The organism is Cupriavidus sp. OTU4054, assembly GCF_038440175.1.
Classification (GTDB): domain Bacteria; phylum Pseudomonadota; class Gammaproteobacteria; order Burkholderiales; family Burkholderiaceae; genus Cupriavidus; species Cupriavidus pauculus_D.
Genome location: NZ_JASATF010000063.1, coordinates 1 through 1,924 on the forward strand (window position 1 = coordinate 1; position 1,924 = coordinate 1,924).

2 protein-coding genes and 1 pseudogene are annotated in these 1,924 nt (G+C 63.7%); all 3 read right to left on the reverse strand.

Annotation, left to right across the window (positions count from 1 at the left end; genetic code table 11):
• Positions 1-472, reverse strand: a 472-nt coding sequence (locus AAHB16_RS32670) for a branched-chain amino acid ABC transporter permease (protein ID WP_342052934.1), incomplete at its 3' end; no start/stop codon positions are given.
• Positions 473-539: 67 nt separating this feature from the next.
• A complete protein-coding gene (locus AAHB16_RS32675; RefSeq protein ID WP_150373373.1) occupies positions 540-1,748 on the reverse strand; it encodes an ABC transporter substrate-binding protein in 1,209 nt (402 codons plus the stop codon).
• Between the two features lie 88 nt (positions 1,749-1,836).
• Positions 1,837-1,924 (reverse strand): annotated as a pseudogene (locus AAHB16_RS32680) (ABC transporter ATP-binding protein); the annotation flags it as partial.

Below are 1,924 nucleotides of genomic sequence, written 5' to 3' on the forward strand. Positions count from 1 at the left end.
TGAGCGAGGCCACCACGACCCAGCCGCGATAGTTCGGCAGGATCATGAAGCCGAGGTCGGTCGCGCCCTGCAGCGCTTCTGGCGGCGAGTACGGCAGGCCGGACACGCCGTAGATGGAGCGGAGCACGCCCTCGATCACGAGCGTGATGCCGAGCGTCAGCAGCAGGCCGTAGATGTGATCGAGCTTGTAGATCCACCGCAGCATGGTCTTCTCGATGATCACGCCGAGCGCGCCGACAACGAGCGGCGAGAGTGCGAGCATCACCCAGTAGTTGAGGCCCGCATACTCCATGCCGGCCCACGCGAGCACGGCGCCGAGCATGAACAGCGCACCGTGCGCGAAATTGATCACGTTGAGCAGGCCGAAGATCACGGCCAGCCCCAGACTCAGCATCGCGTAGAACGCGCCATTGACGAGGCCCAGCAGCAGCTGGGACAACATGGCGGGAAGAGGAATACCGAAAATATCCATGGCAACGCTAAGTGGAATCGGGACGGGGGAGGGTCTCCCCTCCCCCAGCAACATCAGCTACGCGTGATTACTTCTTCAGCGCCGCGCACTTCGAGTCGGCCACCGTCGTGAAGGCCTGGTCGCCCGGGATCGTCGCCACGACCTTCAGGTAATCCCACGGCTTCTTCGAGTCGGCCGGTGCCTTCACCTGCATCAGGTACATATCGTGGACGTAGCGGCCGTCCTGGCGAATCTGGCCCTTGCCGTAGAAGTCGTCGAGCTTCATCTTCTTCAGCTCGGCCATCACCTTGTCCGGATCGTCCGTCTTGGCGGCCTCGACGGCCTTCAGGTAATTCGACACCGACGAGTAGTCCGCGGCCTGCAGCGAGCTCGGCATCTTCTTCATCTTGCCGAAATAGCGGTTGGCGAACTTGCGCGTCTCGTCGTTGGTGTCCCAGTACCAGCTGTCCGTCATCAGCAGGCCTTCGGTGTTCTTGAGGCCCAGGCTGTGCACGTCGTTGATGAACATCAGCAGGCCCGCGATCTTCATCGTCTTGGTGATGCCGAATTCCTTCGCCGCCTTGATCGAGTTGATCGTGTCGCCGCCCGCGTTCGCGAGACCCAGGATCTGCGCCTTCGACGCCTGCGCCTGCAGCAGGAACGACGAGAAGTCCGACGCCGACAGCGGGTGGCGCACGGAGCCGGCCACCGTACCGCCGTTCGCCTTCACGACCGCCGCCGTGTCCGATTCGAGCGAGTGGCCGAACGCGTAGTCGGCGGTCAGGAAGAACCACGACTTGCCGCCCTGCTTGACCACCGCGCTGCCGGTGCCCTTGGCGAGCGCCACCGTGTCATACGCGTAGTGCACCGTGTACGGCGAGCACTCCTCGTTGGTCAGGCGCGCGGTGCCGGCGCCGATGTTGATGTACACGCGCTTCTTCTCGGAAGCGACCTTGTTCATCGCGAGCGCGGTACCGGAGTTCGTGCCGCCCACCAGCAGGTCCAGGCCCTGCTGGTCCATCCATTCGCGCGCCTTGGAGGCGGCGATGTCGGCCTTGTTCTGGTGGTCGGCGGAGAGCAGCTCGATCGGCTTGCCCAGCACCTTGCCGCCATGGTCCTCGATGGCCATCTTGATGGCCTCGAGACCGCCCTGTCCGTCGATGTCGGCGTACAGGCCCGACAGATCGGTGATGAAGCCGATCTTCACGGTGTCGTTCGACACCTGCGCCGTAGCAGCCGTCGAGACGGCACCCAATACAGTCGCCGCAACCGCGACCGCCAGCCGAGTCATCTTCATGTTTTGTCTCCTGAGTTTCGGCGGCGAGAAGCCACCCGTTCCTGCCTACAGCAATCGTTCGATCCGCCGGCATGTATGCCGCGCGCGATCAGACCCCAAGCAGTTCGTTGAGCACCGGCATCTTGGCCTGCAGCTCGTCGGCCGCGAAGCGCTCGACGATGGTGCCGTGTTCCATC

Coding starts and splice junctions, on each gene's coding strand:
- AAHB16_RS32675 (WP_150373373.1), bottom strand. CDS start 1,748: ATGAAGATGACTCGGCTGGCGGTCGCGGTTGCGGCGACTGTATTGGGT.